Here is a 16,923-nt window from a genome sequence, read left to right as displayed (position 1 = left end):
AAATTATACCCACCTATAAAAAAACCAGCGTCTACACGCTGGCTTTTTTGCCATAAGCATCAAAGCTTAAAGTTCTTCTGAAATGATTTTTGGCGTTACGAAAATGAGCAACTCTTGACGTTCATTTTTATCAGAAGTATTCCTAAACAGATAGCCCACGAAAGGAATATCACCCAATACTGGTACCTTACTGACGCGATTGATCAGTTGTTGCTGGTAAATGCCGCCGAGCACAATCGTCTCGCCATGATCCACTAGCACTTGAGTACCAATACGTTGAGTATCAATAGAAACAGCCTGCCCAAGCGGAGTATCCACCACTTTACCCTGTGAATCCTGTGTAATTTCAAGATCCAAAATAACTCGGTTGTCCGGGGTAATTTGCGGTGTTACTCGTAGCGATAACACTGCCTTCTTAAACTGCACCGTTGCTGCACCGCTAGAAGCCGACTCCACATAAGGGATCTCAACACCTTGCTCAATATAAGCCGCCTTTTGATTAGAGGTCATAATGCGCGGACTGGCGATGATCTCACCTTTGCTTTCCTGCTCAAGTGCGCTTAACTCCAGATCCAGTAAGGTTCCATCGGCTAACTTAGCCACATGAAATGCAATACTAGCGGGGTTGGATGCGGCAGCAGGTAGGTTAACATTAAGACGATCACCAATATCAGGCACAATACCGTTAGCGATATCATTGGCGCCACCTAAACTACCTGAAGTGCCTTTGCTGCCCTGTTGATCGGTAATACCCCAACGAATTCCTAAGTCTTCCGATACATCATCTTTCACCGTAACCATACGCGATTCAATCAAAACCTGACGAATGGGAATGTCTAATACCTCAATTAAACGGTGAATATTTTCTAAACTTTCTTCGGTGTCTTTAACCAATAAGGTATTGGTTCGTTCATCGACTGCAACCGTACCGCGTGCAGACAATAAGCTCGACGTTTCTCCTTTCAACAAGGCGGCAATGTCGAGCGCTTTAGCATAATTAACCTGTAAATATTCAGAGTAAAGCGGAGCAAGCTCCTTCACTTCCTGCATATTCTTAAGCTCTTGGCTTTCGCGTATTGCCATCTCCTCGGCTGGTGCAACCATCAAAATATTGCCTTCGATGCGCTTATCTAGCCCTTTAGTTTGTAGAATTAAATCTAAAGCTTGGTCCCATGGCACATCATCGAGTCTAAGGGTAATGTCCCCCTCAACGGTATCGCTAGTGACTAGGTTAAAGTTGTTATAGTCGGCAATGATTTGCAGCACGGTACGTACCGAAATACTCTGAAAGTTAAGTGACAGCGAGCGTCCCTCATACTTCTTTTCTTCTTTTACGACATTCGCCCTTACTGCCTTATTTACACTTAAGCGAAATAGCTCGCCCTCCTGCTTATAATCAAAATCATATTGACCTTCAATATTGATGAGTAAGCGGGTGGTAAGTTCTTCTTTAAAAGTTTCAAAACTTCTAACTGGAGTGGCAAAGTCTTGTACATCCATGACATATAACAGGTCTGAGCCAATATCCGTGTTATATAATTTGAGTTCTAATTTGGCTCCAATCTGTTCAACATTGGCGGCAACTGAGGCGTTATTCAGTTTGATCAATAACTCGCCACCGCCTTCAGTCGTGCGACGAAAATCAATGTTTTTTACACCATTAACAAATGGATTAACCGAGCTTTCACTGCGATCGACAACTTCATCATTAATCGTTAATCTATAGATATTGCCAAGCACTTTACCTTGGTACGCCTTTACCTTAGTTAAGTCCACCAGCACATTCAGCCTGTCGCTATTTTGAGATGTTGACACTGCTTTGACGCCGACATTATCGACGGGTAATCGCGATTTTTCTAAACCAGATAAACTGTCATCAAATCCCAAAATAATTTGGGCGGGTGACGCATTGAGATTAATCTCTGGCTCTGCGACATTCTCTTCAAATATCAACTGTAGCTCTAGCTGGTGATCAACGACCGAGTGGTATTTAACATCCACTAAGCGGTTTGCAGCTGAAGAATACGGTGCCACACCTAATATTAACGCTAGCCCTAAGGCCGCCTTAATTAAAGGTGACATTGTTAGTAATGCATGTTTCGCGGCAGAAGACTCCATCATTCCCCTCATCCTTCGCTTGTTATTCACCAGTCAGCTCCATGTTGCTTAATCTTTCAGCCCAGCAACCTGAACCATCTGGAATTAGTTCTATTATTTCGACTGTTTGCGGTGTTACTTTAGCAATTCGTCCGTGATACAACCCTAAATACTCACCGAGACCTAATCGATAAACACTACCATCGTTTGTTTCTATTAATGCCCAAATCGTTTCCTTTTCACTTAACGTACCACGCATTTTTAAATTATCTAACGCATAAGTTTCTAATCGCCCTTTACGACGCTTTAAATCGGGTTGAAGGCAATCTTTTGTCGTATCGATCACCTCTTCAGTTAATTCACGTGATGGTGGCACAAAAGGACTGCGCATCAAATGAGCTTGATATACGAAATGTTCAAATGTCGGCGGTTGTTTTAATGGTGGAACATAAGCAACATGCTGCGCCTTAGTGGTAGTAACAAACTCCTCTAAATCGCTGCGATCTCCCATACAACCTGTTAAAGCAATAATTAATACTAACCAGGGTAGCAGTTTCATTACTTAGCCCCCTTGGCATTTTTATCTTTGGGTAACTGAGCGCCTTCTTTAAAGCGATAGGTCTTGGCTAATATCTCCATAGCTAGCAGACCCTGATCACTCCGCTTAATCACAAAGTCATGCAAGCTCACGATGCGAGGTAGTTTGGCGACATCACTCACTAGCTGTCCCATCTCATGATAATCACCAGTGACCGACATGCTGATAGGAAATTCAATATAGAAATCACGCTGGATCTCTTCTTGCCATTCGAGGCTTTCTATCCCCAGACCTGAATCGGTAGCAACAAACGTCAGATCGTCTAACAGTCCTGGCATTTCATTTTGCGAGGGTAACATTTTAAGTAATTCTGCAAACTGAATTTCCATTTCGGTAAGTTGATCACGATATAACTTGAGGTTAGCCGCTAGTTGATATTTCGCTTTGAAATCATCACGCAGTGTGATCTCTTTATCTTGTTCCCGGTTTAACGTATCAATGGCATCTGAAATAAATAAGAAGTAACTGGCAATAAAAATCAGAATCGCCAATAACGTTGCAAAAACCACCTTAACCTGAGTTGGCAACCCCCAATATTTTCAAAGTCGAGATCGTTAAATTCACTCAGATCGAGTTTCATTTGCTGGCTCCTTGGGCAGTACTATTTTCTGCACTCTCGTCACTAATAGAAACACGTAAACTGAATCGTTGTAACTGACGCATCGCTTCATTTTGAGCAACAATAGACTGCATATTGGGATCATGTAGCCACAGTGATGTTTTAACTTTACGCATCATATTAGCCACATTGTTATTAGATTCACTCCGCCCCTCTATCCATAGCAAGCTGCCTTTCTTTTCGATACTTGATAGGTATATTCCGGGGGGAACAATGCGCACGAGTTCATCTAACACGTGAGTGGGTAGATTTCGAGCCTGTTGCAAATTAAGAATAATCTCGGTGCGACGTTCGATATCTTTTTTGCGCTCGCGAATTTTCTTGATTTCAGCAATCTGCTTTTCTAATAACTGAATTTCAGATTGCAAATAGGCATTCCTGCCACGCTGCTCTTCGGTCATCATATCCACGACCATTAATGCGGCATAAACCAATAGCGAGGCTGCAATAAACACCGCTACTAATATGCCCAAATAATCACGCTTTTGTTTTTCTCGCGCTTCTTCTCGCCATGGAAGTAAGTTTATGTTCGCCATTCAGAATAACTCCTAAGCGCTAAACCACACGCAACCATATATTTATTAATTGTTGGCTGCAGGCGAGCTTTTATTTCTTCATCGGCATGTAAACATCCAGAAAAGGGATCGGCAATAATGCTTTGCACACCCAATTCATTGGTCAGCAAGCTTGCCATTCCTTCAAGTTTCGAAGTGCCACCACATAAAACAATATAATCGACTTTATCTTTACCACTGGAGGTACAATATATTTGCAGCGTACGTTTAATCTGTTGCAGCAACTGGTTCTGAAAGGGCGATAACACTTCAAACATATAATTGCGCGGCAGGGAACCAGCTACTTTCGCGGTTTCAGCCTGCTCATGAGACATGCCATAAAAAGATAGAATCGATTGGGTAAAGTGCTCGCCACCAAATGCTTGTTCGCGAATAAAGGTAGTTTCTCCACCTTCAACCACTGAAAAAGTCGTCATGTTGGCACCAATATCGACGAGTGCAACGACTTTATCTTTACCACCGTCAGGAAGTTGTGCCGCAACTAATTCAAAAGCGCGCCCCAATGCATAACCTTCAATATCGACGACTTTAGCTTCGAGATTAATGTCATCCAAACTATCGACTCTAGCATCAATATTTTCAGTGCGACATGCGCTGAGTAGCACATCGACTTTTGAAGGATCGGTGCTATTCACATTGAGTGTTTCAAAATCGATGCTGACCTCATCGAGTGAATAAGGAATTAAGTTATCGGCTTCAATTTCAATTTGAGTTTCCATCTCCTCTTCGCTCAGCGAAGCGTCCATGTAAATAACTTTGGTCATAACAGCCGAACCCGACACGGCAACTGCCGCATATTTAACCGATTTAGGCAATGCGCGCTTGATTAATTTAAGCGACTCTAAAACGGCGTCGGTATCACGTACTTCATGATCGGTTACCGCTCCCTTTTTGACAGGTACCGCCACATGACTCAAAATTTTATAACCATCAGCAGTCTTACTCAGCAGGATTGCTTTTATTTCGTGAGAACCAATATCGATACCCACCATCTGCGGAGCCTGACGCTTCCATAAATTTGAAAGCATATCCATCATCACTTTTTTGTTATAATTTCAGCAATTAGATTAGCACAAAATCAACTCGTTATAGCTATTTGTACAAAATGTTTGTCACTTTTACAATTGCCATTTTTTTGACAACCATTTTTGCTTCACCAATAGCCGCTCGCCTTATATACTGTTGTGCCTGCTCTATTTATTGGAATAATCTGGTGAAGTGGTTTAAACGAATTATTATCGCGCTATTTAGCCTCACTCTTTTAGGAGTAGGTGCTATTGCCGCCGCCTACTTTTATGTACTTCCCGATCTTCCCGATGTCACCACCCTTAAGACGGTAAAATTACAAACTCCGCTGCGCATTTACAGTGCCGATGGCAAGCTAATTTCACAGTTCGGTGAAAAGCGCCGCATTCCGGTGGAATACTCACAGGTCCCCCAGCAACTGATCAACGCGGTGCTCGATACCGAAGATGCTCGTTTCTTTGAACACAAAGGGATCGATCCTATCGGTATCATTCGCGCTGCCTTTATTTTGGCCACTACTGGTAAAAAGAGTCAAGGGGCAAGTACTATTACTCAGCAGGTTGCCCGGGGGTTTTTCTTATCCAGAGAAAAAACCTATATTCGTAAAATTAAAGAGATTTTTTTAGCCCTTAAAATTGAGAAAGCACTCAACAAAGAAGAGATCCTCACCCTCTATCTGAATCGCTCATTTTTAGGTAATCGCGCCTATGGCGTAGGTGCAGCGGCTCAAGTCTATTACGGCAAAGATCTCACGCAACTCACCTTACCAGAAATTGCCATGATTGCAGGTCTGCCACAGGCGCCATCCGCAGCTAACCCCATTCGCAATCCCGTTCGCGCCATCAATCGTCGTAACTGGGTACTTAGCCGTATGCTCGAAAAAAATAATATTACCGAACAGGAATACTTAGCGGCGATAGCGGCTCCTATTACTGCTGAATATCACGGCGCAGAAGTTGAGTTATACGCACCCTATATTTCTGAAATGGCACGCGATTATCTAGCTGATAAATATGGTGAAGAAGAAGCATATACTGGTGGCTATAACGTTTACACCACGATCGACTCAAGGCTACAACAGCTGGCGCAGCAAGCCTTAAGAAATAATGTTTACGCCTACGATGAACGCCACGGTTACCGCGGTGCGACCAAGGTACTGTGGCAGCCGAGCGCTGCTACACCAGCAAACGAAAGCATTATCGAGCAGCTCAAACAGACACAGGGCTTCCAAGGATTAGAACCCGCTGCCGTGCTCGAAGTGGCCGAACAACATGCCCAAGTACTTACCGCAGAGGGACAGACTATCACCCTCGAGTGGCAGGGATTAAAATGGGCGCGTAAGTTCATTAGCAACACTCGTCAAAGTCGCGCTCCTAAAGTGGCCAGCGAGATATTAAATGTCGGTGAGCAAATTTGGATCCGCCATGCCGATATCTGGCAGTTGTCTCAAATCCCCGAGGTGGCAAGCGCCATTGTCTCTCTTGATCCCCATAATGGTGCCATCAAAACATTAGTCGGTGGCTACAGTTTCCACACCAGCCAATACAATCGCGTGACCCAAGCTAAACGTCAACTGGGGTCTAACATTAAGCCGTTTATTTATACTGCCGCGCTAGAAAAAGGCTATACCCTCGCAACTTTGATTAATAACGCGCCCATTAATAACGCCGACATCCGTCAAGGCACCGCATGGCGACCTAAGAATTCCCCCGACAGATACACAGGCCCAACCCGTTTACGGGTAGGTCTAGCGCAATCCATTAACGTCATGTCTGTCAGAGCCATGCGTTATGCCGGCTTAGAGGAGACTATTGATACCTTAGTCCGTTTTGGTTTCGATAGAGAAGATATGCCCAAAAATGAATCGTTAGCATTGGGCTCGCCCTCGGTAACGCCATTGCAGGTGGTCACCGCATTTTCGGCCTTCGCTAATGGGGGATATCGCGTCGAGCCCTATTATATCGACCATATTGATAACGCGTACGAACAAACTATTGAGCAGTCGAATCCGACTCTTGCCTGTACTCCCGAAATTGAGGAGGCGCCTAATGAAACGCAGCCAGCATTGATCACAGGTATAGATCTGGCCACCAATGCAGAGACGGCTAATGAATTATCACAAGCGGTAAGCGTAAATGGTTGCCCTATTGAAGCGCGTCATGCCGAGCGCATTATTTCAGAGCAAACCGCTTTCTTAATTACCGATGCACTCAAAAGTGTTATTTGGGGTGGGGGCGATTGGAGCAAAGGCACGGGTTGGAACGGCACCGCCTGGCGCGCCGCTCGCGTGGTTAATCGACGTGATATTGCCGGTAAAACTGGTACCACCAACGAATCTCGCGACACCTGGTTTAGTGGATTTAATCCAAAACTTGTCACCACGGTGTGGGTTGGTTTCGATGACCACAGCAAAGAACTGGGGCGCACCGCTTGGAATGCTAATGGCGCGAAAGATCAGATATCGGGCGCCGAAGCCGGCGCAAAAACCGCAGGGCCGGCCTGGAACGAGTTTATGAAAAATGCCCTCGCCAATACCCCAGAAGAGCCATCGCAACCACCCAAGGGGATTGTTTCGGCGCGCATTGATTTAGCCACAGGTAAACTCAGCCGTAAAACTGACTATACCAGTGCATTTGAATACTTTATCAGCGGCACCGAGCCGACTGAAACGGCCACAGAGCCCCAGCAGCAAGATGACATCTTTATCGATGATGCCGTAGAAGAACTGTTCCAATAAGCGACATGAGTGAGCGACTACACCTCATTGAAGTCAGAATATTGACCATAAAAAAACCTGCCGCGGCAGGTTTTTTTTCACATAAATGTGATAACGATAACACTTATGCCTGCTTGGCACTCAGCGCCGCTTTGACTTGCGGTAATGCAGTGCCCCCTAAGGCTTCACGCTTAGCCAAGCATGAATCGATAGTCAGGCATTGATAAACATCTTGCTCTATCACGCTGGCAAAGGTCTGTAAGCTAGATAATGCAAAATCTTCAATCGGTTTTTGCTCAGCAATAGCGGCCACAACCACTTCACCGACGACATGGTGCGCCTCTCTAAAAGGCATCCCTTTAGCAACAAGATAGTCCGCTAGTTCAGTCGAGTTCGCATACCCTTGCTGCGCTGCTCTTAGGGTATTTTCACGATTCACCTTTAAACCAGACAACACCAACGCCGCCATCTCCAGACAAATAGACCAGCTATCCATCACATCAAATAGCCCTTCTTTGTCCTCTTGCATATCTTTATTGTAAGCCAGAGGAAGAGCCTTCATGGTGGTTAGAATCCCCATTAAGCTACCGTAAACTCGGCCAGTTTTGCCCCGTATTAACTCTAACGCGTCGGGGTTTTTCTTTTGCGGCATTAATGATGAGCCAGAAGTGACTTGATCATCTAACTCGATAAAACCCGCTTCTCCGCTATTGAAGAAGATTAAGTCTTCGGCCATACGGCTTAAGTGCATCATGCTGATCGACGCATCGCTACATAATTCAATTACATGGTCTCTATCAGAGACGGTGTCTAAACTGTTCAGGGTCGGTGATGCGAACCCTAATGATTTCGCCAGCGCGTAACGATCCATAGGATAAGCCGTACCCGCAAGTGCACCAGTGCCCAGTGGGCAAGTATCGGCGCGTGTTAACGCATCCTCTAAGCGGCTAATATCACGCTCGAACATCTCAACATAGGCTAAACACCAATGACCAAATGCCACGGGCTGAGCACGTTGAAGATGGGTGTAGCCCGGCATAACAGCATCGAGCTCACGTTCGGCTAAATCCAGTAAGGCGCTTCTAAGTTTACCCAGCAAAACTAATAGGCTTTGCCCCTCTTTTTTACACCATAACTTAAGATCGGTGGCCACCTGATCATTCCGAGAACGACCCGTATGCAATTTTTTACCTAAGTCGCCGACCTTGGCAATCAGTGATTGCTCGACGAAACTGTGAATATCTTCCGCTCCTGAGGCCAAAATTAATTCAGGCTTGTCGCTAACTTCATCGAGAAGCTGATTAAGCGCACTTTTTAGTTCAATACATTCAACATCAGTTAGAATACCAACCGAGGCGATAGCATCGGCCCATGCTATTGAGCCAACAATGTCTTCTTCGATCAAGCGATAGTCAACGGGCAACGAATCGTTAAAAAGTTTAAACAGTGCACTGCTCTCTTGGCTAAATCTTCCACCCCATAACGCCATCTCGATATCCTCTTAATACGGTAAAAATACAGGGGCGATAACTCGCCCCTTGCAAGCGGTAAACTCATTAAATTACTTAGCGTTTAATGCTCTAATGCGGCTAGCTAATGAATATAAACGAATGAAACCTTCAGCATCTTTCTGGTTATAAACGTCATCTTCACCAAAGGTGGCAAAGGCTTCTGAATATAGGCTATTGGGAGAACGCTTCTTCACTGCCTGTGCTTGCCCTTTATAGAGCTTAATCACCACTTCACCGTTAACCAGATTTGCCAGCGGCTGCGATGCCCCCAGCAGTGATTCACACAGCGGCGTAAACCAACGACCGTCATAAACCAAATGAGCCATTTGCGCGCCCACTTGCTCACGCCATTCACGGCTACTCTTATCTAGCACTAACTCTTCAATCGCCCGCAGCGCGGCAAACATCACAGTGCCACCAGGAGTTTCATAACAACCACGTGACTTCATTCCTACCAAACGGTTTTCGGTAATATCGATACGGCCTACACCGTGTGCCGCGGCAATGGTGTTAAGTGTCATGAGCGCCGCATACGGTGATAATGCTTCACCGTTAACCTTGGTGACTCGGCCAGCTTCCACTTCAATTGACACATATTCGGCTTCATTTGGGGCATCTTCTGGCGCCACTGTCATGGTCCAAACACCTTTACTTGGCTCGTTCCATGGGTCCTCTAGTTCACCACCTTCGTGAGAAATATGCCAAGCATTAGCGTCGCGGCTATAAATCTTAGTCGCCGACGCTGTGGTTTTAATATTTCGCTCGGCAAGGTAGTCGAGCAGATCTTCCCGGCTCACCATCTCCCACTCACGCCATGGTGCAATCACTTTCAGATCGGGAGCCAGTGCCGCGAAACAGCCTTCGAAACGCACTTGATCATTGCCCTTGCCCGTACAGCCATGGCATAAAGCATCGGCGCCAACTTTACGTGCCACTTCCACTTGAGCCTTGGCAATAATCGGTCTAGCCATAGAAGTACCCAGTAGATACGTCCCTTCATAAATGGCACCCGTGGCGATAGTAGGATAGATATAATCGGCCACCAGCTCTTCTTTTAAATCGACAATATGGCACTCTGATGCACCCGAAGCGATAGCCTTCTCATGCAATCCCTCAAGTTCTGCTTCACTCTGGCCGACATCGGCACAGAAAGCGATGATTTCGCAGTTATCGTAGGTCTCTTTTAACCAAGGGATAATTGCCGAGGTATCCAGGCCACCTGAGTAGGCCAATACCACTTTTTTTACTGCTGTTGTTTCGTTACTCATGACTCTTTCCTAATGATGTATTCATGAACGCTAAGGCATTCAACGGTGTTGTAGGGGAAATTAATTAACTTAATAGTGTCACTAATACGGCATTTTGTGCATGCATACGATTTTCGGCCTGCTGTAAAATCAATGATCCTTCGCCATCGACCACATCGGCAGTTACCTCTACGCCGCGGTAAGCTGGCAGGCAATGCATAAAATATTTTGCTCCTGCCTTTTGCATCATGGTGCTATTAACCTGATAAGGGCCAAATTTATCGTTAATGTCATCGAGGCTGGTGTTGTCGCCCATGGAGATCCAAGTATCGGTATAAATCGCATCGTGACCGGCAATCTTGTCAACATCGGTGGTTAACATTAACTCACCACCGTGAGCGGCTGCAATTTTTTGCGCTTCGAGTACAACCTTACCATCGGGAAAATGTCCCTGAGGACAGATAACCGTCATGGTGGCACCCAATAATGCCGCGCCGTACATCAAGGAGTGAGTCACATTGTTACCATCGCCAACATAAGCCAATTTAAGCTGACTCAAATCGTCAAATTGTTCTGCCAAGGTGAGGAAATCGGCTAAGCCCTGACAAGGGTGATACATATCCGATAAGGCATTAATTACAGGTACTGTACCGTGCTCGGCAAGCGCCTCAACGGTTGAATGTAAAAAGGTTCTCGCAACAATCGCATCGGCCCAGCAAGAGATGTTAGCGGCAAAATCTGACACGGGTTCGCGCTGGCCTAAGGCACCATTTTGTTGATCTAAGTAGACACTATGACCACCGAGTTTATTGATACCGATATCGAAGCTAACACGAGTGCGTAGTGAAGGCTTTTCAAATAACATCACCACACTCTTACCGTCTAATGCGGTGCGGTAGTCACCAGGATTCGCTTTGATCGTTTTAGCCAATGACAGTAATTCCACCAACTCTTGTTGGCTCAGCTCTTTAATCGATAATAGGTGGTTCATAACTCTACTCCTGAAAATAAAAATCCTTGGCGAATATTCAATTAAGGTTATTGCGGCAGTACTTGAGTACCGATGGCTTCACCTTGCACCAATGCCGCTAACTGAGCACTATCGCGCCATGAAGCAACCTGCACGGGTTGCCCCAACCACTGCGCCACTTCTAAAGCCGCTTCCACTTTAACTTTCATGCCTTTGTCGATAACACCTTGACGAGTCAACTCAGCAGCTTCGGCCTTATTCAAAGAGGTAATAAGCTGCCCTTTACCATCAAGTACGCCGCTCACATCAGACAGTAAAACTAATTTGCCATTAACCAATTTAGCTAAGACAGTTGCTGCCTGATCGGCATTGACATTTAATAGCTGACCTAAGTCATCCACAGCGATGGAGCTGACGATGGGCATCCAGCCTTGTGCCAAAATAAAATTCAGATAGGTCGCATCTTTTGGGCTAACTTCGCCGACAAATCCCAGCTGCTCATCCTTTATCTGCGCCGAGACAATACCGCCATCGGCTAGGCTCATGCCTACGCAGGTCACACCGGCTTTAACTGCCGCCGCCTGTAATATCTTGTTAGATGTCCCTGCTAACGCCCCCACGACTATCGGTACCTGCTCAGCTGGCGTAACCCGTAAACCGTCAAGCTTAACGGTTTGCATGCCATTGGCGGCCAATTGCTCATCCACCAAACAACCACCACCGTGCACCATAATGACAGCTTGTCCTGTCTTGATAATATTGGCTGCTGTGGTCATTAAGCGAGCCATTCCCATTTCGCACTGTAATAGCGCGCCACCGACTTTAAGTACTAAAGGTTGCTGTGAAGATATCATGGCTATTCTCTCGTGAATTTGATTATGAATAATTAAAGTGAATCTTTATGCATTGATGAGCTTGGCTAGCTGCCCCTTTCATCAAATTATCGATTGCACTCGCCACTACGAGGTACCCCGTTTGGGCATCGAATTTCCAGCCTAATAAACAGTTGGGCGTCAGCACGACATCATCGACCTTAGGAAATTGATGTTGATATACATGAACCAGTGGGCATTCATTGTAGACGCTATACGCGTTAGCTATATCGGCTTCAGTCACCCCGGCTTTAAGCTGCACAGTAATCGTGGCTAAAATCCCACGCTTAAAGTTACCAAGATGCGGCGTGAAGATAACCTCTTTGCCTAACTGAATGGCAATTTCTGGTTGATGTCTATGCCCTAACACACCATAAGGGGTGAGGCTTACTTCGCAAAAGCTGGTGTGCAGCTGCGCCTTTCTCCCGGCGCCGGTTACTCCGCTAACCGCATTGATCACCGGCAGGCTTTCACCTAGTAATGAGGCTAATGGCTTTAGGGCTGTCAACGATGCGGTAGGGTAACAGCCTGGTACAGCAATCATTTTACTGTTTGCAATTGCTGCATGATTCCATTCAGCCAACCCATAAACCGCGTTAGCAAGCACCTCTGGATATTCATGTTCAAAGCCATACCATTTAGGGTATTGCTGCATATCGGCAAACCGATAAGCACCACTTAAGTCAAACACCGTTAATCCTTGAGCATAAAAGTAAGCAGCAAGATGCAAACTGACACCATGATCAGTCGCCAACACAACGGCATCGGCCTCAGTAATTATTGTCTGCTTAGCAGCTTCAGAAAGCGGCAATAGCGGTAAGGTGATATGGCAATATACAGGATACAAATCGGCCAGGGCTTTGCCCTTATCGAGACTGTTTTCAGACACATACAGACCTTGTATCTGTAACTCTTTATCGGCCTGAATTAATGCAGTTATTTGTGCACCTGTGTATCCACTGGCGCCAATTATAGCGATGTTTTTCATACTTATAGACTTCTTATTAATTAACCATAAAGGAAAAAGAGGGGCGCAACTTAAGCCCTGGTAGAGATATCAACATGACAAGTTTATCGTCGCAGGAAGTTTGTGTAGCTAACCTTATAATCTGTTTTTAAGTATGAAATCTTCATTTATCGTCTCAATAATACGCTGTAAATAAAGGCTCTTGCCTTAGCTGTTGGATAGATTATCACGAGAAATTATTTATGCAATGCTTGTGAATATATATTTACGGTGGTTTTTGCGAAAAAACGTCATAACTGATGCTTTTTTGGCTACTTGATACTCAGCCCAGCCCTAGGATAGTAGCCGATAACTAGGCTGCCGCCATAAAGCCCGCTGTAATCCCAAAACAGAAGTGATAATGCAATAACAATGCAATTTAAGTGTCGTCAAGCAGTGATGTGCAGCACATAAGTTTGTAATATCCAGATGTGCTATCTTGACCGCAGCCTAATTGGCTGGGTATTGTGAATGATTAACTTAGAGGTATGGAGCATTTATGGCTGATATGTACGCATCGTTACGATCCAATGTAGGGACTTTAGGTCAGATCTTAGGCGATACCATTCGCACCCACTTGGATGAGCCATTTTTAGATAAAATTGAACAGATTAGGCACTTGGCTAAAAGTTCACGCCAAGGGGATGATGCGGCAAGAGAGCAGATGCTGACGCTATTAGCCGCCCTTCCCGATGATGAGTTAGTGCCATTTGCCAAAGCCTTTAATCAATTTTTAAACCTTGCCAATATTGCCGAGCAATTTCACACCATCAGTAGAAATTGTGACGAATTAGTCTGCGTGCCCGATCCTGTAGAGCAGTTGCTGGGGCGGATGCTTAACGGCCGAGTTGATCAAGATAACATGCTCGAGTGCTTACAAACACTCGATATCGATTTGGTACTGACAGCCCATCCAACTGAAATTTCTCGACGCACGCTGATACAAAAATACTCGGCAGTCGTCGATATTCTCGCTGCCTTAGAAAACCCACAGCTCACCGACCGCGAAAAAAAGCAGAACCACCTTAGATTACGCCAACTGATCGCGCAAATCTGGCATACCAATGAGATCCGCCATGAACGCCCAACACCCGTCGATGAGGCGCGCTGGGGATTGAGCACTATTGAAGCGTCATTGTGGCAGGCCATTCCAGACTTTTTACGTCAACTCAATGAACAAGTTGAAGAGCGCACCGGCAAACAGCTGCCCACCAATATCGCCCCAGTGCGCTTCTCAAGTTGGATGGGAGGTGACCGTGATGGCAACCCCTTTGTTACCGCCAAAATTACCCAAGAAGTCTTAGATCGTAACCGTCATACGGCGGCAAGACTCTACCTTAAAGATGTGGTGCTGCTGGTCAATGAACTGTCAATGGAAGAGGCGAACGCAGAGCTGTCAGCACTCACTAACCATAGTCATGAGCCTTACCGTGATGTGCTGCGAGACTTAAGACAAAAATTACGCGATACCATAGATTACCTAAACTTGCGACTCGAGGGTCACTCTCCCGAAGTGGACTTAAGCACCCTCATTTGGCATGAAGATGATCTAAAGCAGCCGCTTACTTTGCTGTACAACAGCCTCACAGAGTCAGGCATGAGCCTGATTGCTAACGGCTTATTGCTCGACATGCTGCGCCGTATCGCTTGTTTTGGCATCCACATGCTAAGACTCGATATTCGCCAAGATGCCCAGCGCCATAGCGATGCCATTGCCGAACTTACCCGCTACTTAGGCTTAGGGGATTACCACCACTGGGATGAACACGAAAAACAAGCCTTCTTGCTTAGAGAACTTACGGGTAAGCGCCCACTCATCCCGCATAATTGGCAACCCAGTGATGATGTGGCAGAGGTCTTAAGCACCGTTAGATTGGTCGCCAATCAGTCAGCTAAAGCGCTTGGTTCCTATGTGATCTCCATGGCCAGTCAACCCTCGGACGTGCTAGCCGTACTGTTATTGCTAAAAGAAGCCGGCTGTCCGCATCCCATGCGTGTGGTGCCATTGTTTGAAACCTTAGATGATCTCAACAATGCCTCAAGCTGCATGTCAGCGCTATTTAATATCGACTGGTATCGTGGCTACTGTAAAGGTAGCCAAGAGGTGATGATAGGTTACTCAGATTCAGCCAAAGATGCCGGGGTTATGGCAGCAGCTTGGGCACAATACCGCGCTCAAGAGCAGCTAGTACAAATATGTAAACGAGCCGATATTAAACTCACTTTGTTCCATGGTCGTGGCGGCACCATTGGCCGTGGGGGCGGACCGGCACACAAAGCGATCTTATCCCAACCGCCTGGCTCAGTAGATGGACGCATCCGCGTAACAGAACAAGGTGAGATGATCCGCTTTAAATTTGGCCTCCCAAAATTAGCGGTACAAAGCTTGGCACTCTACACCTCGGCCGTTATGGAAGCGACGCTCTTACCACCGCCAGAGCCTAAGCCTGAGTGGCGTGATGCTATGGAGCGGCTAGCAGCCGATTCGGTTAAAGCCTATCGTAGGATAGTCAGAGACGAACCTGACTTTGTCGCCTACTTCCGTGCAGCAACCCCCGAGGTAGAGCTGGGTAAGCTACCCTTAGGAAGTCGTCCGGCCAAACGCCGGGTCGATGGTGGAATTGAGAGCCTTAGGGCGATCCCATGGATCTTTGCTTGGTCACAGAACCGCCTTATGCTGCCAGCGTGGTTAGGCGCAGGTGAAGCCTTACAAGCGGCAGCCGATCGCGGCGAGCTAGCACTACTGCAAGAGATGGAGCAGCAATGGCCATTTTTTGAAACTCGTATTTCTATGTTAGAGATGGTGTATGCCAAGGCCGAACCTAATCTAGCTAAATATTACGAAACCTGCTTAGTACCCAAAGAGTTGCACCATCTTGGTGAGGAGTTACGCAGCAGAATGGCCACGGGTATAAAGGCGGTGTTAGCGCTGACTCAAGCAGAAACCTTGATGTCACATACCCCATGGAATCGAGAATCGGTTGAGCTTCGTAACCCTTATATCGATCCCCTAAACTTTTTACAGGCAGAGCTACTGGCCCGAACTCGCAAAGATGAGGCCGCATCAAGCAATGTCGAATTAGCCCTAATGCTCACCATTGCAGGCGTTGCAGCAGGCATGAGAAATACCGGTTGATGAACCTTTTACGCATAGCGATGCTGAGTATTTTGCTGCTATTGACTGGGTGCGCCAGTCAATACAGCATCAGCGAAAAACAACTCAGCAACTATCTTAATGATGCTATACATTTCGACACCAAGCAGGGTAATACCCTGTTTGGCATTGAAATGCGCGTTAATGATGTGGCTGTGAAGTTAGGGCATAAACCTGACATCATGGCCATTACTGCCAGTAGTACAGTTAAGGTACGTAACCCCTTGATGCCACTCATGGCAAAGTTAACTACACAATTTGAAGCCAAGCCTTGGTATGACGCCAACACCCACAGTGTGTATCTACGCCAACTGCGTTTGGTTGAAGTCGCCTCAACGCCTAAAGATATCGAAACAGCTATCGCACCAATAGCGCCGCAACTGATGGGGTTTTTAACCCACTTTCTTGAGACTCAACCCGTTTATGTACTCGATACCCAACAAAGCAATCAGGCATTAATTGCCGAAATGACCAAACGAATTGAGGTCACTCCGGGTAAATTAAAACTGATTTTTAAAGATTAAAAATATAC

12 protein-coding genes and 1 pseudogene are annotated in these 16,923 nt (G+C 46.0%); 3 read left to right on the top strand and 10 right to left on the bottom strand.

The window, feature by feature from the left end; translation table 11 throughout:
* Positions 1 to 66 precede the first annotated feature (66 nt).
* The 5 genes and pseudogenes from AC5YBZ_RS01015 to AC5YBZ_RS00995 form a co-directional block, all read right to left on the bottom strand.
* A complete protein-coding gene (locus tag AC5YBZ_RS01015) occupies positions 67 to 2,118 on the bottom strand; it encodes a type IV pilus secretin PilQ (RefSeq protein ID WP_494521553.1) in 2,052 nt (683 codons plus the stop codon).
* A 22-nt stretch (positions 2,119 to 2,140) separates the two neighbouring features.
* The gene (locus AC5YBZ_RS01010) at positions 2,141 to 2,656 is read right to left on the bottom strand and encodes a pilus assembly protein PilP (RefSeq protein ID WP_494520330.1); all 516 of its coding nucleotides are present in this window, start codon (positions 2,654 to 2,656) and stop codon (positions 2,141 to 2,143) included.
* Positions 2,656 to 3,275 (bottom strand): annotated as a pseudogene (locus AC5YBZ_RS01005) (type IV pilus inner membrane component PilO). Before AC5YBZ_RS01005 ends, AC5YBZ_RS01010 begins: the two are co-directional and overlap by 1 nt.
* The gene (locus AC5YBZ_RS01000; protein WP_494520332.1) at positions 3,272 to 3,850 is read right to left on the bottom strand and encodes a PilN domain-containing protein; all 579 of its coding nucleotides are present in this window, start codon (positions 3,848 to 3,850) and stop codon (positions 3,272 to 3,274) included. The pseudogene AC5YBZ_RS01005 and the gene AC5YBZ_RS01000 overlap by 4 nt, the downstream one beginning before the upstream one ends.
* Positions 3,838 to 4,917, bottom strand: a complete 1,080-nt coding sequence (locus tag AC5YBZ_RS00995) for a pilus assembly protein PilM (protein WP_494520333.1) — start codon at positions 4,915 to 4,917, stop codon at positions 3,838 to 3,840. The genes AC5YBZ_RS01000 and AC5YBZ_RS00995 overlap by 13 nt, the downstream gene beginning before the upstream one ends.
* Before the next feature lie 185 nt (positions 4,918 to 5,102).
* Here AC5YBZ_RS00995 and AC5YBZ_RS00990 point away from each other — a divergent pair, with 185 nt between their 5' ends.
* Complete coding sequence (locus AC5YBZ_RS00990) at positions 5,103 to 7,652, top strand: penicillin-binding protein 1A (RefSeq protein ID WP_494520334.1); 2,550 nt, start codon at positions 5,103 to 5,105, stop codon at positions 7,650 to 7,652.
* A 103-nt stretch (positions 7,653 to 7,755) separates the two neighbouring features.
* Here the strand turns inward: AC5YBZ_RS00990 and argH are convergent, their stop codons facing one another.
* The 5 genes from argH to argC form a co-directional block, all read right to left on the bottom strand.
* A complete protein-coding gene (gene argH, locus AC5YBZ_RS00985) occupies positions 7,756 to 9,120 on the bottom strand; it encodes an argininosuccinate lyase (protein ID WP_494520335.1) in 1,365 nt (454 codons plus the stop codon).
* A 72-nt stretch (positions 9,121 to 9,192) separates the two neighbouring features.
* The gene (locus AC5YBZ_RS00980) at positions 9,193 to 10,410 is read right to left on the bottom strand and encodes an argininosuccinate synthase (RefSeq protein WP_494543306.1); all 1,218 of its coding nucleotides are present in this window, start codon (positions 10,408 to 10,410) and stop codon (positions 9,193 to 9,195) included.
* 64 nt (positions 10,411 to 10,474) lie between these two features.
* Positions 10,475 to 11,380: an ornithine carbamoyltransferase gene (locus tag AC5YBZ_RS00975; protein WP_494520337.1), complete on the bottom strand. Its 906-nt coding sequence runs from the start codon at positions 11,378 to 11,380 to the stop codon at positions 10,475 to 10,477.
* 47 nt (positions 11,381 to 11,427) lie between these two features.
* Positions 11,428 to 12,213 (bottom strand): acetylglutamate kinase, encoded by a 786-nt coding sequence (argB, locus tag AC5YBZ_RS00970; RefSeq protein ID WP_110458996.1) that lies wholly within the window; start codon positions 12,211 to 12,213, stop codon positions 11,428 to 11,430.
* A gap of 22 nt (positions 12,214 to 12,235) precedes the next feature.
* A complete protein-coding gene (gene argC, locus AC5YBZ_RS00965; protein ID WP_494520338.1) occupies positions 12,236 to 13,219 on the bottom strand; it encodes an N-acetyl-gamma-glutamyl-phosphate reductase in 984 nt (327 codons plus the stop codon).
* A 517-nt stretch (positions 13,220 to 13,736) separates the two neighbouring features.
* Here argC and ppc point away from each other — a divergent pair.
* Together ppc and AC5YBZ_RS00955 are read left to right on the top strand one after the other, a co-directional pair.
* A complete protein-coding gene (gene ppc, locus AC5YBZ_RS00960; RefSeq protein ID WP_494543305.1) occupies positions 13,737 to 16,373 on the top strand; it encodes a phosphoenolpyruvate carboxylase in 2,637 nt (878 codons plus the stop codon).
* Positions 16,373 to 16,915: a YceB family lipoprotein gene (locus AC5YBZ_RS00955; protein ID WP_494520340.1), complete on the top strand. Its 543-nt coding sequence runs from the start codon at positions 16,373 to 16,375 to the stop codon at positions 16,913 to 16,915. Before ppc ends, AC5YBZ_RS00955 begins: the two co-directional genes overlap by 1 nt.
* Positions 16,916 to 16,923: the final 8 nt, after the last annotated feature.

The organism is Shewanella sp. 553, from assembly GCF_059338375.1.
The sequence above is the reverse complement of the archived record's forward strand: the minus strand, read 5'-3'. Positions and strand labels throughout refer to the sequence as shown.

Excerpts from the sequence above, each read along its gene's own strand:
- ppc (WP_494543305.1), top strand. The coding sequence starts at position 13,737 with ATGGCTGATATGTACGCATCGTTACGATCCAATGTAGGGACTTTAGGT.
- AC5YBZ_RS00980 (WP_494543306.1), bottom strand. The coding sequence starts at position 10,410 with ATGAGTAACGAAACAACAGCAGTAAAAAAAGTGGTATTGGCCTACTCA.
- AC5YBZ_RS01000 (WP_494520332.1), bottom strand. The coding sequence starts at position 3,850 with ATGGCGAACATAAACTTACTTCCATGGCGAGAAGAAGCGCGAGAAAAA.
- AC5YBZ_RS01010 (WP_494520330.1), bottom strand. The coding sequence starts at position 2,656 with ATGAAACTGCTACCCTGGTTAGTATTAATTATTGCTTTAACAGGTTGT.
- AC5YBZ_RS01015 (WP_494521553.1), bottom strand. The coding sequence starts at position 2,118 with ATGGAGTCTTCTGCCGCGAAACATGCATTACTAACAATGTCACCTTTA.
- AC5YBZ_RS00995 (WP_494520333.1), bottom strand. The coding sequence starts at position 4,917 with ATGCTTTCAAATTTATGGAAGCGTCAGGCTCCGCAGATGGTGGGTATC.
- argC (WP_494520338.1), bottom strand. The coding sequence starts at position 13,219 with ATGAAAAACATCGCTATAATTGGCGCCAGTGGATACACAGGTGCACAA.
- AC5YBZ_RS00955 (WP_494520340.1), top strand. The coding sequence starts at position 16,373 with ATGAACCTTTTACGCATAGCGATGCTGAGTATTTTGCTGCTATTGACT.
- AC5YBZ_RS00975 (WP_494520337.1), bottom strand. The coding sequence starts at position 11,380 with ATGAACCACCTATTATCGATTAAAGAGCTGAGCCAACAAGAGTTGGTG.
- argH (WP_494520335.1), bottom strand. The coding sequence starts at position 9,120 with ATGGCGTTATGGGGTGGAAGATTTAGCCAAGAGAGCAGTGCACTGTTT.
- argB (WP_110458996.1), bottom strand. The coding sequence starts at position 12,213 with ATGATATCTTCACAGCAACCTTTAGTACTTAAAGTCGGTGGCGCGCTA.